Source organism: Pantoea sp. X-Soil-ISGK-259 (assembly GCF_059730705.1).
Genome location: NZ_AP035986.1, coordinates 3,195,911 through 3,213,213, shown reverse-complemented (window position 1 = coordinate 3,213,213; position 17,303 = coordinate 3,195,911). Strand labels below are relative to the sequence as shown.

Sequence of the window (17,303 nt, the reverse complement as noted above, 5' to 3'; positions counted from 1 at the left end):
TTATTTGATAATTTCGTAGCAGGGGATGTAAGCAGTGCCTGGCAGCTTCATGCGCTGCTGGGCAACGAATCCCTGCAGCAGTTCATCCATGCGGTGCATGATGTCGGGGTCGCCATGCAGTTTAAAGCGTCCCTTCTCACGGATTTCGCGGATGCCCATCTCTTTAACATTACCCGCGACGATGCCTGAGAAGGCGCGGCGCAGGTCGGCGGCCAGCTTCTCAGGAGGCTGATTCGTGTAGAGATTGAGGTTCGCCATATTTTCATGGGTAGGCAGGAACGGCACCTGCAGATCGGGTTCAATGCGAATCGACCAGTTGAAGCTGTAAGCATCGCCGGTTTCGCGACGATTCTCTTTAACCTGCGGCATCGCTTTCTTCATCAGACGCGCCACTTCTGCCGCATCATCGATAATAATCTGATAATGCTTACGCGCCTGTTCACCCAGCGTGTTGACGATGAAATCATCCAGCACACGGAAATAATCGGCGCTCTCTTCTGGTCCGGTCAGGATCAGCGGCAGTACCTGGTCGTTGTTCTGCGGATTCATCAGAATGCCCAGCAGATAGAGCAGCTCTTCTGCCGTGCCGACCCCGCCCGGGAAAATAATGATGCCATGGGCGATACGCACAAACGCTTCCAGACGTTTTTCGATGTCTGGCATGATGATCAGCTCATTCACCAGCGGATTTGGCGGTTCAGCCGCAATGATCGAGGGTTCTGTCAGGCCGATAAAACGGCTGTCACGATAGCGCTGCTGGGCGTGGCCAACGGCGGCCCCTTTCATTGGCGCTTCCATCACGCCCGGCCCGCAGCCGGTACAGATATTCAGCTCGCGCAGTCCCAACTGCGTACCAACATTGCGGCAATACTGGTACTCAACGGCGTTGATTGAGTGTCCACCCCAGCACACTACGGTGTTGGGATACTCGCCAATGTGCAGTGCCCGTGCATTACGCAAAATGGAAAACACGGTGTTGGTGATCGTGGCGGAATCGTTCTCTTCGGCTGCCGTGAAACGGCCCGGCATGTTGAGCTGGCCGCTGACAAACAGGATGTCACGCAGCACCGCAAACAGATTTGCCTGCAGGGAACGGATGATGCGGCCATCAACGAACGCCTCTTCCGGTGGATTGATCAGTTCCAGTTTGACGCCGCGCTCACGGCGCAGCACGTTGATGTCAAAATTCTCAAAGCGGGAGAGCAGTTCGTGGCTGCTGTCAGTCTGGCTGCCGGAGTTGAGTACTGCCAGAGAGCAATTGCGAAACAGCTGGTAGAGGTCGCTGCTTGCTGTGCGCTTGAGCATATCGACTTCCAGTTGCGAGAGCAGATCCATTGAGCCAAGTGGACTGATATGGGTAATCAAATGAACTCCTTTACACCCGCCTGGGTGCCTGTTGGCACTGCAACCGCAGTGACGAAAATCCCTGGTCGGCAATCCGCAGATTGCCGCCTTCATCAGAGTAGCCTTGTCGGCCTGCACAGCTCAAGCGGAACTGCGCATACAGCACGCAGCCTGCGAGAAGTCTCGCAAACTACTGACGAACCAGCCGTGAAAAACCGGGTGAGAAGGGCACATTGGTGCGCCACGGGTTGATATCCAGTCCGCCACGGCGGGTGTAGCGTGCATAAACGGTCAGCGCTTCAGGATGACAGAAACGCATCACATCATTAAAGATGCGCTCGACGCACTGCTCGTGAAATTCGTTATGCTGGCGGAATGAGACCAGATAGCGCAGCAGCGCTTCACGGTCGATACGCGGGCCTGTGTAGCGGATCAGCACCGAGCCCCAGTCAGGCTGATTGGTGATCAGGCAGTTTGACTTGAGCAGGTGGCTCACCAGCGTCTCCTCAACGATTTCGCTGCCTGCGGCATCCGCCAGATAGTCGGCATTGAAGCGATAATCGTCGATAGCAATATCCTGCTCATCAATACAGCAACCGTCAAAATGACCGACAGGCTGACCTTCAATTTCACTAAGACGGAACAGCGCAACCTGCACTTCACCTTCTGCACAGGCGCTCAGATCCCGCTCCAGCGTCTGACGGACCTCGCCCCAGTCCGCAAAGCGGGTCTGGTTAAAACTGTTAAGGTAAAGCTTAAAGCTTTTCGACTCGATCAGATTGCGGCTCTGTGCATCCAGCACCACTTCCCCGACGGCAACCTGGGGTAGCCCTTTACTGTTGAGCCACGAGAGTTCATAAAGGGTCCAGATATCGCTGCCGGTAAAGGGCAGGCTGTCGGGAAACAGGCCCAGCGGTTCACGGTTCAGACTGCGTGGCACCGACTGCAGTAAGCTGTTGTCATACTGATCGTGATAGGCTGTGGGTTTGCCCAGCGTCAGGTTACTGAGCGCCTGATCCTGTTCGTGAGTAGTCATTGCGGTTACCACCAAAATTAATCAAAGTGGCTAAGTGTAACCCATCAGAAGTGAGAATATGAATGATGCAGCAAACTGCCGCCGCGTTGCGCGACTTTACTACCCGATACTGCCAGCACTGGCTTCAGCAGGCGGGACATGCGCCGGCCAGCAGCGATCTCTATGGCGTTCCCTCGCCCTGCGCACTTGAGGATCGCGATCAGCGTGTGCTCTGGCAGCCGCAGCCTTTTAGTCTGCCACCGACGCTGGATGCCGTTGAACGGGCAGTCGATATCCAGCTTCAGCCGTCGGTCACAGATTTCTATACCGCGCAGTTTGCCGGGGATATGCAGGCCACTTTTGGCGAGAATCAGCTGACACTGTTGCAGGTGTGGAGTGAAGAGGATTTCCTGCGGTTACAGGAGAACCTGATTGGCCATCTGGTGATGCAGCGCCGCCTCAGGCAGTCGCCTACGCTGTTTATTGCCACAACCGATTCAGAAGAGGAGATCATCTCGCTTTCTAATCTCAGTGGTGAAGTGATTCTGGAGCAGCCTGGCCGCAAACAGCGTGCGGTATTAGCCGAAAGTCTTGAGATATTTCTTAAGTCATTACAACCGGTTATCAACTGATTTGCAGTGATCGGCTGCTGACCTTGTGAGATATCTCTTACATCTTCTGTGAGAGATCGCCATATAACAGATGAGATATTCGGAAAACTGAAATGTAAAAATATTGTGAATCATAAACTTAATGGCGTTTATCTGAATATCTGCAGCACATTTCGTAAAGTTCCTTTCTGAGTACCTTGTTTGCGTAACGGTTTCTGTCAAAATGTTTCTCACTGCAGGATGCTCAGGAAACAGATATCGTCAGGATGATGGTAAGCCATGAGGCAGGAACGTAACGGAGCTTACGGCACAGTGAAGGTTTCAGGACGAAACAGGATCGCTCAGGATTGAGTAAGGGACACCTCCAGGATGGAGAATGAGAACCCCTCAGAAGAGGCGGTGGGCCAGGAGGCTAAGGATACATCAGGACGATGCGCGACAGGAGTTCGCACTGGACAAGTTGTCATGGAAGAGCAGGGAGCATAAACGTAGCAGGATAGCTGCAAACGAACCGGGAGCACTGTTTATACAGTGCTCCCTTTTTTTGTGCCTGTGCCAACAAGTGATATGCTTGCCGCCCATTTTTGACTGCTCGCTGGAGGTGGCGCATGACGCCTGAACAATTGATTACGCAACGGCTGGAGCAACTGGAAGCGGTGATGCGTGAGCACCATCTCTGGCAAAGTACTCCTCCGGCCGAGGGTGCGCTTAAGAGCCAGGAACCTTTTTGCGTGGATACACTGGAACCGCTGCAGTGGCTCCAGTGGGTCTTAGTCCCGCGGATGCATGCCCTGATTGCCGCGGGACATCCGCTGCCGCAAAACTTTGCCGTTGCCCCTTATTATGAAGTGGCGCTGGTACCTGACCAGCCCGGCATTGCGCCGCTGCTGCTGACCCTGCGTCAGCTGGATGCCTTGATGAAGGATGCTGCCCACTGATGCTGGAGATACTCTATCAGGATGAGTGGCTGGTTGCCGTTAACAAGCCCAGCGGCTGGCTGGTTCATCGCAGCTGGCTGGATCGCCATGAAACGGTGTTTGTGATGCAGACTGTTCGTGATCAGATCGGACAGCATGTCTTTACCGCGCATCGGCTGGATAAACCTACGTCAGGCGTGCTGCTGATGGGGCTTTCGAGTGAAGTCGGACGTCTGCTTTCCCTGCAGTTTGAACAGCACCAGATGCAGAAAACCTACCACGCCGTGGTGCGTGGCTGGCTGGAGAGCAGTGGAACGCTCGATTATCCGCTGGTGGAAGAGCTGGATAAAATTGCCGATAAACACGCCACTGAAGCGCGCACCGCACAGCCCGCCGTCACCGATTATCAGTCACTGGCCACCGTTGAGATGCCGGTCGGCATTGGTCGTTATCCCACGTCGCGCTACAGCCTTGTAGAGATGGCCCCTAAAACCGGTCGTAAGCATCAGCTACGCCGCCATATGTCACACCTGCGTCATCCGATTATTGGTGATTCTGCGCACGGTGATCTGCGTCAGAACCGGGGTGCTGCCGAACATTTCGGCGCTAACCGACTGATGCTGCACGCCAGCAGCCTGGCATTGACCCATCCGGTGACCGGTGAACCATTGCTGATACGCGCCGGACTGGATGGCGTCTGGCAGAATCTGATGAATCAGTTTGGCTGGCAGGAACAGATTCCTGAGGTGCCGCGGGTTGAGTTTAACGCAGCGCCAGGACAGGATAGCGTTTCAGAATAAGGGAGAAAGCAGATGGCAAAGATTGGTATTTTTGTAGGTACGGTATACGGCAATGCATTGCTGGTGGCGGAAGAAGCGGAGCCGTTACTGCAACAGCAGGGGCACAGCGTCACCGTATTTGATGATCCGACGCTGGCAGACTGGCAGAACAGTGCCGGCGATGTGGCGTTAATCGTCACCTCAACCACCGGCCAGGGCGATTTGCCCGATTCGATTTCCGGTCTGTTCCATGCGATCAAAGATAAGCTGGGTCATCAGCCTGCGCTGCGCTACGGCGTGATTGCGCTGGGTGACAGCAGTTATGACCATTTCTGTGGCGCGGGCAAAGCGTTTGATGCGCTGCTGCAGGAGCAGGGCGCTCAGCGGGTTGGCGAAGTATTACTGGTTGATGCCACTGAAAACCCTGAGCCGGAAGCGGTCACCTCTCCATGGGTTGAAGCCTGGGGCGCACAGCTCTGATTGCAACGGCAGGCTTATCTATGCCCTGGCTGAGATAAGCCTGTGTTGCGCGCACGGCGATGTCAGTTGAGTGCAATATCAGGTGACAGGTGCCGGGTTAAACACAGCCAGCTGATTACGGATACCCCAGCGATCGGACCAGGTCTGCTTCCTGCCGCTGGCAATGTCCAGAATCAACTCAAACAGTCGCCAGCCCACCTGCTCAATACTCTCTTCACCCGTCGCAATCGTTCCGGCATTGATGTCCATCAGATCGTGCCAGCGCTCTGCCAGCGCATTGCGCGTCGCCATCTTGATCACCGGAATCGCGGCCAGACCGTAAGGCGTTCCGCGCCCGGTCGTGAACACCTGTAACGTGATACCGGATGCCAGTTGCTGCGTGCCGCAGACAAAATCGCTGGCGGGCGTCGCCGCATAAATTAATCCACGCCGCGTAGGCCGTTGACCCGGCGAGAGCACTTCGACAATGGCGCTGCGTCCCGATTTGGCGATCGATCCCAGTGCTTTTTCCACTACGTTGGCCAGGCCGCCTTTTTTGTTGCCGGGAGACGGGTTAGCGCTGCGATCGGTCTGGCCCTGGTCGAGGTAATTGTCATACCAGGCCATCTCCTCCAGTAAGCGCTTACCAACTTCCTGATTGATCACCCGTGGCGTCAGCAGGTGAATGGCATCACGCACTTCAGTGACTTCAGAGAACATCACGGTCGCCCCGCAGCGCACCAGCAGATCAGAGGCGAAGCCCACCGCCGGATTCGCCGTTACGCCTGAGAACGCATCGCTGCCTCCACACTGCATACCCACAATCAATTCTGCAGCGGAGCAGGTTTCGCGCTGGCGCGCATTGAGCCGCTGAAGATGACGTTCTGCGACCTGCAGAATCTCATTCACCATCGCACCGAAACCCACCAGCTTTTCATCCTGCAAACGCACGATGTCATGGTCGTCCAGTGAAATGGCCTGCACGTCAGGCGTGCCGGTCAGCAGGCGCTCAGGCTGCAACTTTTCGCAACCCAGACTGACGATCATCACTTCGCCGCCGAAATTGGCATTCAGTGCCAGATTATGAATGGTGCGAATCGGCACCACCGCAGCAGGCGCGTTGATCGCCACACCACAGCCATAAAGATGGTTCAGGGCGACGACGCCATCCACATTCGGAAAGCGTGGCAGCAGATCCCGTTCAATGATCTGCACGACATGATCCACCACACCCGCCACGCAGTGGACACTGGTGGTGATGCCGAGGAGATTACGCGTACCCACGCTGCCATCCGCATTCCGGTAACCTTCAAAGGTGTAACCTTCTAACGGCGGCAAATCAGGCGGAACCTGCTTGGCTAACGGCAGGCTCTCCAGCGGAGGGGCTTCTGGCAGCGCAACAAGAGATTCATCAATCCAGCTGCCCTGGGCAATATCCCGCAGCGCATAGCCGATAACTTCACCATATCGCACAATCTCTGCACCCTGGTTAATGGCGCTTAGCGCCACTTTATGGCCCTGCGGCACATGTTCAGTAAGCGTCAGGCCATCCGCAAACTGCGTGCCGGCTGGCAGACCCATGCTGTTGACCACAATCGCGACATTGTCATGCTCATGGACTTTGATATAGAGCGGTTGTTCATCTGTATTGGGTTTCATCGCTCACCTTCCTGTCTGTCGTGCCGTACTTGTGCGGCACGTTGTAATGTTCTGATCTGTCACACGCGTGTTTGCCAGCTTCAGTATAGGGAGGCGTCGCACGTGGCGCATTGTGCAAATGACCACCATTGAGGTATTTCACCGCGTTGTTTTGGGTCGCTTATCCAAAAGCAAGTGAAGAGCCTCACAAACAGCGGGGTAAAGCGTTGTCAGCGGCTAATTTCGCCATGGTATTTGCCACTTTCGTGAGCCACACCGCAGCCTTTTGTGCATCCGCAAGATAATCACTTCATTAATCAGTTTATTCCAGGGCGATACGCCAATGTGATCGCTACGGGCTGTTCTTATACTGAGTTTCGTTAGCCAAAGTCAGGTTATCTGTCACGACGTATTCCTCATCTGATGCAGGGGCAAAGGCGCGTTAATGACCGCAGCTGTCAGCAGCCGGATGAATAAATAAAAGTTTGCCAAAACAAAAAGATCGCCGTGTTTAACCCAATTTCTCTCTGATACCCAACGCGATGTGTATGCAGTCAGAGCGGATGTAGCTCACGCTATATTTCAGGAGTGCATCATGAATAGTTTCAGCCAGACCGCGGAAACGGTGCAGAAGCGCACCAATGCCCGTTACTGGATTGTGGTGATGTTATTTATCGTCACCTCATTCAACTACGGTGACCGCGCAACCATTTCAATTGCCGGTTCGGCGATGTCCAAAGATATCGGCCTTGATTCAGTCGGACTTGGCTATATCTTCTCAGCGTTCTCATGGGCGTATGTCATTGGTCAGATTCCGGGCGGCTGGCTGCTCGATCGCTTCGGCTCAAAACGCGTCTACTTCTGGAGCATCTTCACCTGGTCGCTGTTTACCTTTCTGCAAGGGTTCGTCGATCTGTTCAGCGGCTTTGGCATCATCATGTCGCTGTTTATTCTGCGTTTCCTGGTCGGCCTGGCTGAAGCACCTTCTTTCCCGGGCAACAGCCGCATAGTCGCAGCCTGGTTCCCGGCGCAGGAACGCGGCACGGCGGTGGCGATCTTCAACTCGGCCCAATACTTTGCCACCGTGATCTTCGCACCGATTATGGGCTGGCTGGTCTCTTCCGTGGGCTGGGCGCACGTGTTCTGGTTCATGGGCGGCCTGGGCATCATCCTCAGTTTCATCTGGCTCAAAGTGATACACGATCCCACCGATCATCCTGGCGTGAATAAAGCTGAACTGGAGTACATGGAACAGGGCGGCGCGCTCATCAACATGGATGTCAAAAAGAACACCCGAAAAGTGAGCTGGAGCGAGAAGTGGTTCCAGATCAAACAGCTGCTGACGTCACGCATGATGCTGGGCATCTATCTCGGTCAATACTGTGTTAACGCCTTAACCTACTTCTTTATCACCTGGTTCCCGGTCTATCTGGTACAGGCGCGCGGCATGTCGATTCTTAAAGCGGGCTTTGTTGCGTCGATTCCGGCGGTGTGCGGCTTCCTCGGCGGCGTACTGGGCGGGGTGATCTCTGACTGGCTGATGCGTAAAACCGGCTCGCTGAATATCGCACGTAAAACGCCAATCGTTCTCGGCATGCTGCTCTCTATCTCAATGGTGATGTGTAACTACACCAATACCGAATGGATGGTGGTGTTCTTTATGGCACTGGCCTTCTTTGGTAAAGGCATCGGCGCGCTGGGCTGGGCGGTGATGGCAGATACCGCGCCGAAAGAGATCAGCGGCCTGAGCGGTGGTTTGTTCAACATGTTCGGTAACTTCTCCGGCATCGTCACGCCTATCGCCATCGGTTACATCATTGCCACCAGCGGTTCATTTGAAGGCGCGCTGGTTTATGTGGGGATTCACGCCTTTGTCGCGGCATTCAGCTTCCTGGTCATTGCCGGCGATATCAAACGTGTCGAACTGAAAACCTGGCCTGGTAAGGATGCATCATGAATACGCAAAGTTCGCCGGTGATTACTGACATGCGGGTTATCCCGGTCGCCGGTTACGACAGTATGCTGCTCAATATTGGCGGTGCACACAACGCCTGTTTTACCCGCAACATTGTGGTGCTCACTGATAGTGCCGGTCACACCGGCGTCGGTGAGGCGCCGGGCGGCGACACCATCTATCAGACGCTGGTGGAGGCGATTCCGCAGGTGAAAGGCCAGCAGATTGCCCGAATGAATCGTCTGGTGCAGCAGGTGCACAAAGGCAATCAGTCCGCCGACTTCACCACTTTCGGTAACGGTGCATGGACCTTTGAATTGCGGGTCAATGCGGTGGCCGCACTTGAAGCCGCGCTGCTCGATCTGCTGGGACAGTGTCTGGGCGTACCGGTGGCTGAACTGCTGGGGCCGGGCAAACAGCGTGATGAAGTCACGGTGCTGGGCTACCTGTTCTATCTTGGCGACCGCCGTAAAACCGATCTTCCCTATCTGAGCGGTGATCAGGCCAGCCACGACTGGTATCACCTGCGTCATCAGGAAGCACTGACCAGCGATGCTGTCGTGCGCCTGGCTGAAGCGGCACAGGATAAATATGGCTTTAAAGATTTCAAGCTCAAAGGTGGCGTGCTGCCGGGTGAGCAGGAGATCGCCACGGCGGCGGCGCTCAAGCAGCGTTTTCCCGATGCCCGTATCACCGTCGATCCCAATGGAGCCTGGCTGCTGGATGAAGCCATCGCGCTGTGTAAAGGAATGCAGGATGTGCTGAGCTACGCCGAAGACCCCTGTGGCGCGGAGCAGGGCTATTCGGGCCGGGAAGTGATGGCTGAGTTCCGGCGCGCAACCGGCCTGCCCGTCGCCACAAATATGATCGCCACCAACTGGCGCGAGATGAACCACGCGGTGATGGTCAATGCGGTCGATATTCCGCTGGCCGATCCGCATTTCTGGACGCTGAGCGGTGCTGTTCGGGTCGCGCAGCTGTGCGATGAATGGGGCCTCACCTGGGGCTGTCACTCCAATAACCACTTTGATATTTCGCTGGCGATGTTTACCCATGTGGGTGCAGCAGCGCCAGGCAACCCGACCGCGATTGATACCCACTGGATCTGGCAGGAGGGCGATCAGCGCCTGACGAAAAATCCGCTGCAAATCCGCAACGGAAAAATTGCCGTACCGGATGCGCCTGGCCTGGGCATTGAGCTCGACTGGGAGCAGGTAAACAAAGCCCATCAGCTTTATCAGTCACTGCCCGCCGGTGCGCGTAACGACGCCACGGCGATGCAGTATCTGGTCCCTGGCTGGACTTTTGATCGCAAGCGTCCGGCATTTGGCCGTGCAACAGCATAAGGAGCAAGAGATGAGTTCAACACCGAAAGTGACCGCCATGCAGGTTATTCCGGTCGCAGGCTATGACAGCATGCTGCTAAACCTCAGCGGCGCTCACTCACCATTCTTTACCCGCAACATTGTGATTATCAAAGATAACGCCGGACACACTGGTGTTGGCGAAATTCCGGGCGGCGAGAAGATTCGCCAGACGCTGGAAGATGCGGCCTCGCTGGTGATCGGCAAAACGCTGGGTGAGTACAAAAATACCCTCAGCCTGGTGCGCAGCACCTTTGCTGACCGCGATGCGAACGGGCGCGGTAACCAGACCTTTGATCTGCGCACCACGATCCATGTGGTGACCGGTATCGAAGCGGCGCTGCTTGATTTGCTGGGTCAGCACCTGGGCGTCAACGTCGCCTCGCTGCTGGGTGACGGTCAGCAGCGCGACCGCGTGGAGATGCTCGGCTACCTGTTCTACATCGGCGACCGCAATAAAACCTCGCTCTCTTATCAGAACCAGCAGAACGATCCGTGCGACTGGTATCGCCTGCGCCATGAAGAGGCGCTCACGCCGGATGCGGTCGTGCGTCTGGCGGAAGCGGCTTATGAGAAATATGGCTTTAACGATTTCAAACTCAAAGGCGGCGTGCTGCGCGGCGGCGAAGAGGCTGAAGCCGTTACCGCGCTGGCAAAACGTTTTCCTGAAGCCCGTATTACCCTCGATCCCAACGGAGCCTGGTCGCTCAACGAGGCGATCATGCTCGGCAAACAGCTTAAAGATGTGCTGGCCTACGCAGAAGATCCTTGTGGAGCCGAACAGGGCTACTCCGGTCGCGAAGTGATGGCTGAGTTCCGCCGCGCCACCGGCATGCCAACGGCCACCAATATGATCGCCACCGACTGGCGGCAGATGGGCCATACCCTGTCGCTGCAGTCAGTCGACATTCCGCTGGCTGACCCACATTTCTGGACCATGCAGGGTTCGGTGCGCGTGGCGCAGATGTGTCACGACTTCGGTCTGACCTGGGGCTCGCACTCCAATAACCACTTCGACATTTCGCTGGCGATGTTCACCCACGTTGCCGCTGCCGCGCCGGGTGCGATTACCGCCATTGATACCCACTGGATCTGGCAGGAGGGCAATCAGCGTCTGACCAAAGAGCCGTTCCAGATTAAAGGCGGTATGGTGCAGGTGCCGCAGAAACCGGGTCTCGGCGTAGAGCTGGATATGGATCAGGTGATGCAGGCCAATGCGCTCTATCAGAAGCAGGGACTGGGTGCACGTGACGATGCTGAAGCGATGCAGTTTTTAGTGCCGGGATGGACGTTCGACAATAAGCGCCCATGCCTGGTTCGTTAACCTTTTCGGCTCCCCAAGCGGAGCCATCGTCACAGGAGTTCAACCATGAGTAATGCAGCCTGGCCCAATGGATTTCGTCGTCGCCTGTTAGCGGGCGATACCCTGATTGGCAGCTGGTGCGCGCTGGCCAGTCCGATCTCGACTGAAATTCTGGGGCTGGCCGGTTTCGACTGGCTGGTCCTGGATGGAGAGCACGCGCCCAACGACATCACCACCTTTGTACCGCAGCTGATGGCGCTGAAAGGCAGCCACAGTGCGCCCGTGGTGCGTCCGCCCTGCAACGAGCCGGTGATCATTAAGCGTCTGCTGGATATCGGGTTTAACAATCTTCTGGTGCCGTTTGTCGAAACCGAAGAGGAAGCCCTGCGGGCTGTTGCCTCAACCCGCTATCCGCCAGCCGGGATTCGTGGTGTTTCGGTGTCGCATCGCAGCAACATGTACGGCACGCTGCCGGATTACAACAGCACCATCAATGACAACATCACGGTGCTGGTGCAGATCGAAACTCAGCAGGCGGTTGACAACATTGATGCCATCGCAGCGGTGGACGGTGTCGACGGCATTTTTGTCGGGCCGGGCGATCTCTCCGCTGCGCTGGGCTATCTCGGTCAGCCCGCACATCCCGAAGTACTGAAAGTGATTAAGCACATTTTTGAACGAGCCAAAGCCGCCGGTAAGCCGAGCGGCATTCTGGCACCGGTAGAAGCGGACGCGCGTCGCTATCTGGAGTGGGGCGCCACCTTTGTGGCTGTCGGCAGCGATGTCGGGATGTTCCGCAACGCCTCGCAGGCGTTATGCGACAAATTTAAGCGCTAATCGATTAAGGGGAAACGTCATGAAAATTGGATTTATCGGCCTGGGCATCATGGGCAAACCCATGAGTAAAAATCTGGTGAAAGCCGGGTATTTGCTGGTAGTGCGCGACAACAACACCGAAAACGAAGCGGAACTGGCTAAACTGGGCGCAACTGTGGCGAAAACGCCAAAAGAGGTGGCTGAGCAGTGCGATGTGGTGATTACCATGGTGCCCAATTCACCGCAGGTTATTGACGTCTGCCTGGGGAAAAACGGCATTATCGAAGGGGCGAAGCCAGGTCTGGTGGTCATCGACATGAGTTCCATTGCGCCGCTGGCGAGCCGTGAGGTACACGATGCGCTGGCAGAAAAGCAGATCAAAATGCTCGATGCGCCGGTCAGTGGCGGCGAACCCAAAGCGATTGAAGGAACGCTTTCGGTGATGGTCGGCGGTGACAAAGCCGTGTTCGATTCCTGCTATGACATCATGAAAGCGATGGCGGGCTCGGTGGTGCATACCGGCGACATCGGTGCGGGCAACGTGACTAAGCTGGCTAACCAGGTGATTGTGGCACTGAACATTGCGGCGATGTCTGAAGCGTTATCGCTGGCGACCAAAGCGGGTGTGAATCCGGATCTGGTTTATCAGGCGATTCGTGGCGGCCTGGCGGGCAGCACGGTACTGGATGCCAAAGCGCCGATGGTGATGGATCGTAACTTCAAGCCCGGCTTCCGGATTGACCTGCACATCAAAGATCTGGCGAACGCGCTGGATACCTCGCACAGCATCGGCGCGCATCTGCCGCTGACGGCAGCAGTGATGGAGATGATGCAGGCGCTGCGCAATGACGGGCAGGGTAACGCCGACCACAGTGCACTGGCCTGCTATTATGAGAAGTTAGCGAAGGTTGAAATCGCCCGCTAAAACCCGATGCCGGTCTCCCCAACACCGGACTGGTTCAGAGCCGTTTCAATCACTCAACTGCGCTCGGATTGCCTATGAAAATCGTAATCGCACCGGATTCATATAAAGAGAGTTTATCCGCCCTGGATGTGGCATCGGCGATTGAAGCGGGTTTCCGTGACATCTTCCCCGATGCACATTACGTGAAAATACCGGTCGCCGACGGTGGCGAAGGCACGGTAGAAGCGATGGTGGCGGCGACGAAGGGAAAAATCGTCAGGCTGAAGGTGACCGGACCGTTGGGCACGCAGGTTGATGCCTTTTATGGCCTGTCCGGCGATGAGTCCACGGCCTATATCGAAATGGCCGCGGCCAGCGGACTGGAACAGGTTCCGGCAGCACAGCGTGACCCGCTGATAACGACCTCATTCGGCACCGGCGAGTTGATCAGGCATGCGCTGGATAAGGGCGTCGGCCATATCATCATTGGTATCGGCGGCAGCGCCACCAATGATGGCGGTGCCGGGATGATGCAGGCGCTCGGCGCCCGACTGCTGGATGCCCAGGGCGGCGAGATTGGTCACGGAGGCGGTGCGCTCTCTGCGCTTGCCAGCATTGATATTGATGCACTGGATGCCCGCATTCATCAGTGCCGCATTGAAGTGGCGTGTGATGTTTCTAATCCGCTCACCGGAAAAGAGGGCGCATCGGCCATCTTCGGTCCGCAGAAAGGCGCGACACCGGCGCTGGTGCAGCAGCTCGATCAGGCATTGGTGCATTACGCCGCCATTATTCATCGCGATCTGGATATTGATGTCCTGCACATTCCTGGCGGCGGCGCAGCGGGCGGGATGGGGGCGGCACTGCACGCCTTTTGTCGGGCGGAACTGCGACGCGGCATTGAAATTGTCACAGAGGCGCTGGGGCTGGCTGACCAGGTGAAAGATGCTGATCTGGTGATTACCGGTGAAGGGCGTATCGACAGCCAGAGTATTAATGGCAAGGTGCCAATTGGTGTCGCCAGCGTGGCAAAACGTTTTAACAAGCCAGTGATTGGTATTGCCGGCAGCCTGACGGCGGATGTTGGCGTGGTGCATCAACATGGAATCGATGCGGTATTCAGCGTGCTTTACACCATCTGTTCGCTGGATGAAGCACTGGCCAGTGCCGGAAAAAATGTTGAGATGACGGCACGTAACGTGGCTGCCACGCTGAAACTGGCCGGATTCAGGTAACCGGCAGGCGCACCTGATTATTAAGCCCAGCCGGATTGAGCGGACATTGAGCAGACTGAAAAGGGCGTTGATATTCAGAATGTCTGTTTAAGCACCACGCTCTTTTCTGGCCAGCGCGCTGTAAGTTAGCCCTGCAAGCCGGTTAGCGTTTGAGACAGTGGCAGGTTCGGCGGCAGCTGCCGCCAGCCTTATCCAATTCCTAACAGCTGACGGGCTTCTCTGGCGACGTTTTCCATCTCATCCTGCAACTCCAGCAGCTCCGGTTCCAGTGCCGCGATGTCGCTGGCCTCCAGCAGTCCTCGCTCCAGCTGATGGCAGAGTTGTTTCATGCGCGGTACGCCGCTGTAGCTGGCGCTGCCGTGCAGCTTGTGAATAATCTCACGCAGGGCGTTGACCTCATTGGTCGCCATAAACTGCGCCATCTTCGCATGCACTTCCGGTAAAAATTCCAGCAGCATCCGCAGCAGATCGCGTGCCAGATCGGGTTTATTCGCCGCCTGTCGCAGTGCCAGTTGCCAGTCGAGCGTGGGTAATATTGGCAGCAGTTCAGGCACAGGGACCACCGGCGGCGGCGTATAGCGCGCCAGAAGCTGCCTTAACTTGCTCTCATCAATTGGCTTCGCAAGGTAGTCATTCATGCCTGCCTTGATCAACTGCTCGCGCTCGCCATCAATGGCATGGGCGGTCACTGCCACAATCGGCGTGCTGGCGTGTTGAGGCAGGCTACGGATAATTTCGCTGGCGCGAATGCCATCAATCTCAGGCATCTGAATATCCATCAGAATCACATCCAGCGGCTGCTGGCGAGCCTCGCGAATAGCGTGTTCAGCGCTGCTGCACAGCAGGATATTCTGCACCTGCTCCTCGAGCAGCGCGCCAATCAGTTTAAGATTGGCGGGATTATCATCCACCGCCATCACCGTCAGCGGCAGGCGGGGAGATGGCGGCAGTTCACTCATCTGACGGGTATGGAGATCCAGTAACATCGGCAGGAGTCGCGTCAGAGAGATTGGTTTCGCAATGCAGCCGTCAATGCCCCGCGCCTTCAGCTCATCAGCCAGCAACATCATCGGGCTGGGAAGCGCCATCAGCACATTGTCAGCCCGATCCAGCAGCCCATTAATCCTGCGCTCGTTGAGCAGTTCGGGCTGGCTGATATCGACGGGCATCGCCATCAGCAGCAGCGGATAGTGAGGTGCTTTTAATCCCTCCAGCGTTTCGCTGTAGTCAATCTGCAACGGTGTCGCGCTCAGCATCTCCAGCGCTGCGCTGGCAACATAAGCATCCGGTTCCACGTAGGCAATGCGCGCATGTGACAGCGCATCCAGCACGCGCGGCATGCCGGGTGCATTAGGATTAAGATCCAGCTGTACGCGAATGACAAAGACAGAGCCTTGATCCGGCTGGCTGCTAAAGGTGATTTCGCCGCCCATCTCCCGTACCAGTTTCTGGGTGATGACCAGCCCCAGCCCGGTACCGCCATGACGGCGCGAAATACTGGCGTCAGCCTGACGAAACGCCTGGAACATCTGGGTCTGTTGCTGCTCAGAGATGCCGATGCCGCTGTCCTCAACCTGAATCTCCAGCTCGACGCGCGACTGCGTAATCACCCGCTGTCCGACGCGCAGGCCGATGTATCCCTTCTCGGTAAACTTGATGGCGTTTCCGATCAGGTTGATCAGGATCTGTTGCAGGCGCAGCGCATCGCCAATCACGTTGTCCGGCACGCTGCTGTCACACACCACCGTCAGCTCCAGCCCTTTATCATGTGCCGACGGCGCCAGCAGCACCAGAGTTTCATCCAGCGTGGCGCGTAGCGGGAAGGGGATGGCCTCCAGCATCAGCTTGCCCGCTTCCAGCTTCGAGAAATCGAGCACGTCATTGATTATGCTGAGCAGGTTATTAGCCGAACGTTCAATGGTCTGCATATAGTCGCGCTGCGTCGTGCGCAGCTGGGTTTTCAGCATCTGGCGGGTAAAGCCCAGCACGCCATTCAGCGGCGTTCGCAGCTCATGGGACATATTGGCCAGAAACTCAGATTTGATGCGCGCCGCTTCCTGGGCGCGTTTCTTCGCCAGATCCAGCTCAACGTTCTGAATCTCCAGCTGTTCCAGTGTTTCCCGCAGATCGTAGGTCGCCTGATCGATATTGTGCTGCATCTCTTCGTGATAGGCGGTCAGCGACATGGCCATCGCGTTAATCCCGTTTTTCAGAATGCTGAGTTCACCCAGCATGTAACCCTCAACGCGGCTATCAAGCTGGCCGCGACGGATGCGGTCAACGGTGGTGACCATATTGCGGATCGGGCCGGTGACATCGCGCATCAGACGGTAAGCAAACAGCATGGCAAGGCAGAGGCAGAAGAGCAGCATCAGCGTGGCGACAAACACCTCTTTATACTGCTGTAAACGCACCGACTGCAGATCCAGCTCTATTGCCACATAGCCCAGCGGATTGCCCGATGGCTTGGCATCTTCATCCGGTAATTCATCCACATCGTAACGTTCGGTGGTAATCGGCGTGCGCAGAATCAGTATGCTGCCGTGACGTTCCATTGAAACATCGTCGGGCAGGCCGCGGATGTCATCCTGTTGCAACAGGCTGAGGTTTTGCTTGTGATTGGAGGTGACGTAGAGCTGATTGTGGTTATCAAACACCGAGATCGCCCGAACAATGGCGGAGTGGCGACGATGCAGCAGGCTGACCAGTTCACGCATGGCATCACGATTGTGCCAGGTCATGCTGTATTCGCTGGAAATCGCCAGGGGTTCGATGATGTTGGCCCCGGCATCGATTACCTGTCGCTGTAGCTCATTGTAGCGGTGCACCACAAAAAATGAGCTGAGCAGCAGGCCAACCATCAGCGTGGGTGCCAGAATTAAAATCATCATTCGCGCCCGAAGGCTGTATTTGGTCATAATAGTCGCCTGGCTACTCCGGCATTAACGTCCCTGTGCATGCTGT

General features: G+C 56.3%; 14 protein-coding genes. 10 read left to right on the top strand and 4 right to left on the bottom strand.

Annotated elements, in window-relative coordinates; all coding sequences use genetic code 11:
• Positions 1-1,365, bottom strand: coding sequence for a nucleotide 5'-monophosphate nucleosidase PpnN (ppnN, locus tag AC6I77_RS15185; protein WP_003854629.1), 1,365 nt, complete (start codon positions 1,363-1,365; stop codon positions 1-3).
• 169 nt (positions 1,366-1,534) lie between these two features.
• Positions 1,535-2,380, bottom strand: coding sequence for an NADPH-dependent 7-cyano-7-deazaguanine reductase QueF (queF, locus tag AC6I77_RS15180; protein ID WP_497817091.1), 846 nt, complete (start codon positions 2,378-2,380; stop codon positions 1,535-1,537).
• Between the two features lie 62 nt (positions 2,381-2,442).
• On the opposite strand from queF, the gene syd reads away from it, so the two are divergent.
• The 4 genes from syd to AC6I77_RS15160 all read left to right on the top strand — a co-directional run bounded on the left by syd (position 2,443) and on the right by AC6I77_RS15160 (position 5,146).
• Positions 2,443-2,991 (top strand): SecY-interacting protein, encoded by a 549-nt coding sequence (gene syd / locus AC6I77_RS15175; protein ID WP_110411046.1) that lies wholly within the window; start codon positions 2,443-2,445, stop codon positions 2,989-2,991.
• Positions 2,992-3,578: 587 nt separating this feature from the next.
• Positions 3,579-3,908, top strand: coding sequence for a YqcC family protein (locus AC6I77_RS15170; RefSeq protein ID WP_003854625.1), 330 nt, complete (start codon positions 3,579-3,581; stop codon positions 3,906-3,908).
• The gene (truC, locus tag AC6I77_RS15165; protein ID WP_283544129.1) at positions 3,908-4,687 is read left to right on the top strand and encodes a tRNA pseudouridine(65) synthase TruC; all 780 of its coding nucleotides are present in this window, start codon (positions 3,908-3,910) and stop codon (positions 4,685-4,687) included. The genes AC6I77_RS15170 and truC overlap by 1 nt, the downstream gene beginning before the upstream one ends.
• A gap of 12 nt (positions 4,688-4,699) precedes the next feature.
• Positions 4,700-5,146 carry a flavodoxin gene (locus tag AC6I77_RS15160; protein ID WP_497817090.1) on the top strand — a complete coding sequence of 149 codons (447 nt, stop codon included), beginning with the start codon at positions 4,700-4,702 and terminating at the stop codon, positions 5,144-5,146.
• A 78-nt stretch (positions 5,147-5,224) separates the two neighbouring features.
• Here AC6I77_RS15160 and garD read toward each other — a convergent pair whose 3' ends face one another.
• Positions 5,225-6,784, bottom strand: coding sequence for a galactarate dehydratase (garD, locus tag AC6I77_RS15155; RefSeq protein ID WP_497817089.1), 1,560 nt, complete (start codon positions 6,782-6,784; stop codon positions 5,225-5,227).
• A gap of 574 nt (positions 6,785-7,358) precedes the next feature.
• Here garD and AC6I77_RS15150 point away from each other — a divergent pair.
• From AC6I77_RS15150 to AC6I77_RS15125, 6 genes are all read left to right on the top strand, one after another.
• Complete coding sequence (locus tag AC6I77_RS15150) at positions 7,359-8,720, top strand: MFS transporter (protein WP_003854623.1); 1,362 nt, start codon at positions 7,359-7,361, stop codon at positions 8,718-8,720.
• Complete coding sequence (locus tag AC6I77_RS15145) at positions 8,717-10,063, top strand: enolase C-terminal domain-like protein (protein ID WP_008927116.1); 1,347 nt, start codon at positions 8,717-8,719, stop codon at positions 10,061-10,063. The genes AC6I77_RS15150 and AC6I77_RS15145 overlap by 4 nt, the downstream gene beginning before the upstream one ends.
• A gap of 10 nt (positions 10,064-10,073) precedes the next feature.
• Complete coding sequence (gene gudD / locus AC6I77_RS15140) at positions 10,074-11,405, top strand: glucarate dehydratase (protein WP_008927115.1); 1,332 nt, start codon at positions 10,074-10,076, stop codon at positions 11,403-11,405.
• A gap of 45 nt (positions 11,406-11,450) precedes the next feature.
• The gene (garL, locus tag AC6I77_RS15135) at positions 11,451-12,221 is read left to right on the top strand and encodes a 2-dehydro-3-deoxyglucarate aldolase (protein WP_003854622.1); all 771 of its coding nucleotides are present in this window, start codon (positions 11,451-11,453) and stop codon (positions 12,219-12,221) included.
• A 19-nt stretch (positions 12,222-12,240) separates the two neighbouring features.
• A complete protein-coding gene (gene garR / locus AC6I77_RS15130) occupies positions 12,241-13,125 on the top strand; it encodes a 2-hydroxy-3-oxopropionate reductase (protein WP_497817088.1) in 885 nt (294 codons plus the stop codon).
• Between the two features lie 74 nt (positions 13,126-13,199).
• The gene (locus AC6I77_RS15125; protein WP_003854619.1) at positions 13,200-14,339 is read left to right on the top strand and encodes a glycerate kinase; all 1,140 of its coding nucleotides are present in this window, start codon (positions 13,200-13,202) and stop codon (positions 14,337-14,339) included.
• 188 nt (positions 14,340-14,527) lie between these two features.
• Here AC6I77_RS15125 and barA read toward each other — a convergent pair whose 3' ends face one another.
• Entirely contained in the window at positions 14,528-17,257 is a 2,730-nt protein-coding gene (barA, locus tag AC6I77_RS15120) for a two-component sensor histidine kinase BarA (protein ID WP_008927114.1), read from the bottom strand.
• Between the last annotated feature and the right edge of the window lie 46 nt (positions 17,258-17,303).